The organism is Klebsiella sp. NPDC088457 (assembly GCF_044900465.1).
Taxonomy (GTDB): domain Bacteria; phylum Pseudomonadota; class Gammaproteobacteria; order Enterobacterales; family Enterobacteriaceae; genus Klebsiella.
Genome location: NZ_JBJDNH010000098.1, coordinates 1 through 5,174, shown reverse-complemented (window position 1 = coordinate 5,174; position 5,174 = coordinate 1). Strand labels below are relative to the sequence as shown.

Here is a 5,174-nt window from a genome sequence, read left to right as displayed (position 1 = left end):
CATTGGCTATTTCACTTACCAACGCAGCATGGCTATTTGTTTTTTGGATGATTGTAAAAAGGATGTGAGCCATGGAACTTCATCACCCAAACACCCCATCACCCCATCACCAGACCGTCAAACTACCTAACCCAACTACATTGAGATAAACAAGCGTGACCAACGCAACGGCCGCTATAGCCCAGACGATTGTGTTCATCCACATAGTAAAGGGTCCTTAACAGTCTTAATGTTGACTAACCAAACGTCTCATCAGGCCACTGAGATTTTACAACTCGTCCGATAACTCGACATGTTTCGTTACAAGGTATGCTCTGATAGCGAGGGTTGGGGTTAAGCGGTTCAAGCCATGGCTGACCATCATCCCATGTAAATTTTTTGAAAGTTACTTCTGTGTCACCAAAGACACTGGCAACACAGAAATCACCAGGCTCCACGCCCTCTGCCGGATCGACGAGTATTAGCATTCCTTCTGGAAAGCTTGGCTTCACTCCTTGAGGGGCAGTCATTGAATGCCCGGAAACCTCTAGCCAGAATGAATCTTTACTGGCCTTCTTGGTTGTTGACACCCATGAATGTGCGTCGCTTTTCGTATAAGTCCCCACGTCAGAAAATTTCCCTGCTTGTACAGTCGTGAACAATGGGTATTCGTATTGCGGAATGATCGGCTTGTCTTCCTTCGTATCTCCAACACTGAAGGTTCCATCAGGGTTAAATTTTACGTCGTTTACCCCAAGATACTGAAAAATTGCCCCGATCTCTTGCAGTGAGGGATTTCTTCTGCCATTTAGCCAATGGCTAACGGCACCTTTGGTTACACCCATGTGCTCTGCCAGCTTATCTTGGCTTAAGCCAAGCGCATCAATCCGTTGCTTTGCAATATCGTACCAGTTCATTTTCATACCTAAATTATACAATTCGTATCAACATTCGATAGTCACAATGTGTAAACTGCGTATTGCAATATTGAATACGATGTGTATACTTATTCGCAGGAGGAACCCTATGAACAAAATCCGCAGTTTTCGCGAGAAGTTTGGGTTAACGCAAAGTGACCTTGCGAAAGTCGTTGGTTGTACTCGAGGAGCAATTTGCCACTACGAGACCGGGCGACGAGGGATGGATATCAATCTTTGCCGTGTGTTCATCAAAGCATTTGAGCAATACGGGCACAAAGTAACTATTGATGATCTTTTCCCACCCAAAGCAGCATAAGTAACACCACTCTTAAACATCCCAGCCCTGAAAAAGGGTGTCAATCGAGCGCTGAAAAGCGCACATCAAGACCAAAACAAATCTATTGGCATGCCTCAGGCATAGCCACAACTAACTATTTTTCAACACCAAGGAATTATCACAAATGGAAAGCTCAATTGACCGCAACAAGGTCAATGCCCGTCGCATTGAATCCTGGTTGCTAAACCGTATCGCCCTCATCGGAGGGAACAATGTTGCAAAGGCTGTAGGCGTCGATAAAGCGCAGATATCTCGCTGGAAGGAAAGCTGGTTGCCGAAGATGGCAATGCTGCTGGCGGTGCTGGAGTGGGGTGTCGTTGATGACGATATCGCACGGGTATCAAAGCTGGTTGCTCTGTATCTGGAAGAGAACATTTTGACGAGCGTCAGAAAGAAAAATCGCCCGGCGGCAACCGAGCGATCAGAGCAGATAACTATGGGTTTTTAGTACGTTCAACGAGGTTAATTATATGCGAAATAAAGGTTTTAATCCACCTGAAGAGCATAAAGAAGTTAAGCGTTCACGCTTTCTTAAGTCCATTGACGTAAGAACTAACCTCCGCTTCGCACAGGTTGCCAGAACGGAGCTTCTGAAGGCGGAGGCAAGGTCGCTATTACCTTCGCTGCCAAAAGAAGAGGGGTATACGTTTATCCCCAATTCTTTCCTGGAGAGGCTACTAAAAGCAGGTATATCAGCGGAGCAATTTAATGATGTTCTTATAATTTTTCGTCAAGGCGGGCAGCGATGAACAGCACGGCAAAAATATTCGATTTCAGCGCGGCACATCAGCGCAGGAGCAACAGGATGGAGAACCAGAAGACCGGTTACATCCCGTTGTACCGGAGCATTCTGAAGCAACCTTGGGCGAAAGATGTATATCTCCGTACGCTATGGGAAAACCTTCTCCTGAATGCAGCCAGAAAGCCATTTACAGCTAATTTCAAAGGGCATATTTGGCCTCTGGATGCCGGGCAACTGGTAACCACATCAGCAGACTTAGGGCTTGCTCTGTGTGACCGGAACGGAGATCCGGCAAGCAGGCACGCAGTGGAGAGAATGCTCGCCTGTTTCGAGAAAGAGGGGATGATTACAGTTCAGGCGGAACGGAGAAAAGGCACTCTCATAACCATACTGAATTATGCCGAATATGCTCAAAAAAGCGACGATTTACCCGCGCATAACCCCGAGCATAACCCCGCGCATAGCGAAGCCAGTAATGGCGCGGCTACAGGGTGGTATGCCGCGCATAACCCCGAGCATAACCCCGCGCATCATGAACAAGAAGGTATTAACAAGAATATAAATAATAAAAACACTCAGTCATCTTGCGATGACCGCGAGCCGGGTAAACCTGAGAGACGAAAACCCGTCGTGATTAACTACGACGAATATCTTCAGGCCTACAACGAGATTGTCGGAGATCGACTCCCTCACGCTGTCGAGGCCAACGAAGAACGCAAGCGCAAAATCCGCAAACTGGTTAACTCTCTCGCTACCAAAAACATCGACGGCTTCCGCGCCTACGTGAAAGCGTTCATGGCAGCTGCAAGACCATTCCATTTCGGCGATAACGATCGCGACTGGGTAGCCAATTTTGATTACCTGCTGCGTCCGAAAGTTCTGGTGGCAATCCGGGAGGGGACCCTATGAGGCAAGACATCGAAGCCAGTGTGATCGGTGGGCTGCTGGTCGGTGGGCTGACTCCTGCAGCAAGTGACGTACTGGCGAGAACGGAGCCAGATGCATTCACGATACCGCTCTACCGGAAAGCCTTTGAAGTTATCCGTAAGCAAGCCAGAACACGAAACCTGATAGACGGTCTCATGGTCGCTGAGGAGTGCGGCGAAGAGCATGCTACCGATGTGATGATGACCGTAAGGTCGTGCCCCAGCGCAGCCAACCTGGCCGGGTACGCTGAAATGCTTTCAGAGCAGCACCAGAAGAGGTTATTTCTTCACGCGATGGACGAGATGCGCGGGCCGGTAAGCAATGGCTCCCTGGATTCCTCTGGCGAGGCTATGGACGAGTTAATCAAGCGGTTAACGACAATCCGCAAGCAAAAGCAGGAAATTAAGCCTGTTCGCCTTGGTGAAATCCTTGATGACTATGCCGAAACGCTCGAAAGGCGACTGAGGAATGGCGATGAGTCCGACACGCTGAAGACCGGTATCGATGAGCTTGATGCGATCACCGGCGGGATGAACGCCGAGGACCTTGTCATAATCGCTGCCCGCCCTGGCATGGGCAAAACAGAGCTGGCGCTTAAAGTCGCTGAGGGAGTGGCAAGCCGGACGATACCGGGGACCGACCGGCGCCGTGGCGTGCTGATTTTCAGTATGGAGATGAGTAAATTACAGCTTGCTGAGAGAAGCATTGCTGGCACTGGCAACATGTCAGTCAGCGTTCTCAGAAACCCCGCGAGACTTGAGGATGAGGGATGGGCAAGAGTTTATAACGGGATTTGCCACCTGAAAGACCTTGATGTATGGCTGGTTGACGCTTCAAAACTGTCAGTCGAACAGATCCGAAGTATCGCCGAGAGGCATAAGCAGGAGCACCCCGACCTGTCCCTGATTATGGTCGACTATCTTGGGCTGATTGATAAGCCGAAAGCCGAACGAAACGACCTGGCAATCGCGCACATCTCAGGCAGCCTGAAGGCGATGGCGAAGGACCTCAAGACGCCAGTTATCTCCCTAAGCCAACTTTCTCGCGATGTTGAGAAGCGACCTAACAAGCGCCCAACCAACGCAGATTTGCGCGACTCAGGAAGCATCGAGCAGGACGCAGACAGCATCATCATGCTCTACCGAGAAGCCGTTTATGACGAGAACAGCCCGGCAGCTAAGTTTGCTGAAATCATCGTAACCAAGAACCGGTTTGGCACTCTCGGAACGGTTTACCAGCGCTTCATCAACGGTCACTTTCACTCGTGCGACCAGGAGGAAGCAAAGCGCGTATCTACCACTAAGCAGGCGCATGGCAAACGTTATGCGAAGGGGGCAGACGTATGAGGGGAGTTAGAAATGATGGCTTTATACGGGAGGATGGGATGACAAGCAGAGAGCAGTTTGAAGCGTGGATTGGCGAGGAGCAAGGCTTTCACGGCATTGATTTGGAGTGGCACCAGACCCGAAACTGTTACGCACAATTCGGCATTCACCTTGCATGGTGCGCATGGCGGGCAAGCCGCGAAGTTGAAATCAAACTCCCTGAGAAGCGCGGGCATCTAAACGTAGTAAATGGATTCGTTCTACCAGAGGCCGAACAGTATGACGAAGCAATTGATGACTGTGATGATTCGATAAAAGAGGCTGGCTTTAAGGTCAAAGGAGGCTGACATGCCTGAATCTTACATAGCAGAACTATCTGCAAGTGTGGCCGGTATCGTTGCGATAGTCGGCCTTTTTTATGCCCGGAGGAAATGGTGATCGAGTATCTGTACTGGTCTGGAATCGTGGCAAATATCGCGGTCCTGATGTTCCTTGCTCTTTGCATCTGGGCTTTTTTTATCTGGCCGCTTGTGGAGGCGTTGAGCATCACAAGGTGCTTAATCTGCGCGTCAAAGGCATACGGAGGCAAGCCAAAAGCGAAGGAGATTATTCGAACTTTTAAGGAATGGTATCTGGACTTGCTGTTTGGAAGGAGTTGGACGCGAATTAGCAACCGCCAGTTCGAGTGGGAAGGCGTCGGAAACTGGCGCATCCACTGTAACGAAGAAGATTAACAGGCCTGCAAATGCGGGCCTTTTTTATGAGGGTAAGAACATGAGTAACGAATTAACAGCAGCACTGGCGACTATCGAGAAATGCCGGGAGATTGTCGGCTGCCCGGCGGGTGTGGACCTGCAGGACTGGGTGAAGCAGCTGGCTGCGGAGAACGTGGGGCTGAATTCATACATTGAAGCCGAGTGCTTTGTGTTCAAATGCCACGACGT

The 5,174-nt window shown here is 49.9% G+C and carries 8 protein-coding genes; 7 read left to right on the top strand and 1 reads right to left on the bottom strand.

The features are described from left to right. Positions 1 to 236: 236 nt before the first annotated feature. Positions 237 to 896, bottom strand: a complete 660-nt coding sequence (locus tag ACI2JR_RS27965) for a LexA family protein (RefSeq protein ID WP_462480076.1) — start codon at positions 894 to 896, stop codon at positions 237 to 239. Positions 897 to 1,005: 109 nt separating this feature from the next. On the opposite strand from ACI2JR_RS27965, the gene ACI2JR_RS27960 reads away from it, so the two are divergent. The 7 genes from ACI2JR_RS27960 (at position 1,006) to ACI2JR_RS27930 (ending at position 4,964) form a co-directional block, all read left to right on the top strand. Next, on the top strand, positions 1,006 to 1,215 hold the full coding sequence (locus ACI2JR_RS27960; protein ID WP_462480075.1) for a helix-turn-helix transcriptional regulator: 210 nt from the start codon (positions 1,006 to 1,008) through the stop codon (positions 1,213 to 1,215). A gap of 145 nt (positions 1,216 to 1,360) precedes the next feature. Beyond that, complete coding sequence (locus ACI2JR_RS27955; RefSeq protein WP_462480074.1) at positions 1,361 to 1,684, top strand: CII family transcriptional regulator; 324 nt, start codon at positions 1,361 to 1,363, stop codon at positions 1,682 to 1,684. Between the two features lie 22 nt (positions 1,685 to 1,706). Beyond that, on the top strand, positions 1,707 to 1,985 hold the full coding sequence (locus ACI2JR_RS27950) for a hypothetical protein (protein WP_462480073.1): 279 nt from the start codon (positions 1,707 to 1,709) through the stop codon (positions 1,983 to 1,985). 56 nt (positions 1,986 to 2,041) lie between these two features. Then, positions 2,042 to 2,887: a replication protein gene (locus ACI2JR_RS27945; RefSeq protein ID WP_462480077.1), complete on the top strand. Its 846-nt coding sequence runs from the start codon at positions 2,042 to 2,044 to the stop codon at positions 2,885 to 2,887. After that, a complete protein-coding gene (locus tag ACI2JR_RS27940) occupies positions 2,884 to 4,251 on the top strand; it encodes a replicative DNA helicase (protein ID WP_462480072.1) in 1,368 nt (455 codons plus the stop codon). Before ACI2JR_RS27945 ends, ACI2JR_RS27940 begins: the two co-directional genes overlap by 4 nt. 38 nt (positions 4,252 to 4,289) lie before the next feature. Continuing rightward, entirely contained in the window at positions 4,290 to 4,577 is a 288-nt protein-coding gene (locus ACI2JR_RS27935; RefSeq protein ID WP_462480071.1) for a hypothetical protein, read from the top strand. 84 nt (positions 4,578 to 4,661) lie between these two features. Further along, positions 4,662 to 4,964: a hypothetical protein gene (locus ACI2JR_RS27930; protein WP_462480070.1), complete on the top strand. Its 303-nt coding sequence runs from the start codon at positions 4,662 to 4,664 to the stop codon at positions 4,962 to 4,964. Positions 4,965 to 5,174 lie beyond the last annotated feature (210 nt).

Excerpts from the sequence above, each read along its gene's own strand:
- ACI2JR_RS27965 (WP_462480076.1), bottom strand. The coding sequence starts at position 896 with ATGAACTGGTACGATATTGCAAAGCAACGGATTGATGCGCTTGGCTTA.
- ACI2JR_RS27960 (WP_462480075.1), top strand. The coding sequence starts at position 1,006 with ATGAACAAAATCCGCAGTTTTCGCGAGAAGTTTGGGTTAACGCAAAGT.
- ACI2JR_RS27955 (WP_462480074.1), top strand. The coding sequence starts at position 1,361 with ATGGAAAGCTCAATTGACCGCAACAAGGTCAATGCCCGTCGCATTGAA.
- ACI2JR_RS27950 (WP_462480073.1), top strand. The coding sequence starts at position 1,707 with ATGCGAAATAAAGGTTTTAATCCACCTGAAGAGCATAAAGAAGTTAAG.
- ACI2JR_RS27945 (WP_462480077.1), top strand. The coding sequence starts at position 2,042 with ATGGAGAACCAGAAGACCGGTTACATCCCGTTGTACCGGAGCATTCTG.
- ACI2JR_RS27940 (WP_462480072.1), top strand. The coding sequence starts at position 2,884 with ATGAGGCAAGACATCGAAGCCAGTGTGATCGGTGGGCTGCTGGTCGGT.
- ACI2JR_RS27935 (WP_462480071.1), top strand. The coding sequence starts at position 4,290 with ATGACAAGCAGAGAGCAGTTTGAAGCGTGGATTGGCGAGGAGCAAGGC.
- ACI2JR_RS27930 (WP_462480070.1), top strand. The coding sequence starts at position 4,662 with ATGGTGATCGAGTATCTGTACTGGTCTGGAATCGTGGCAAATATCGCG.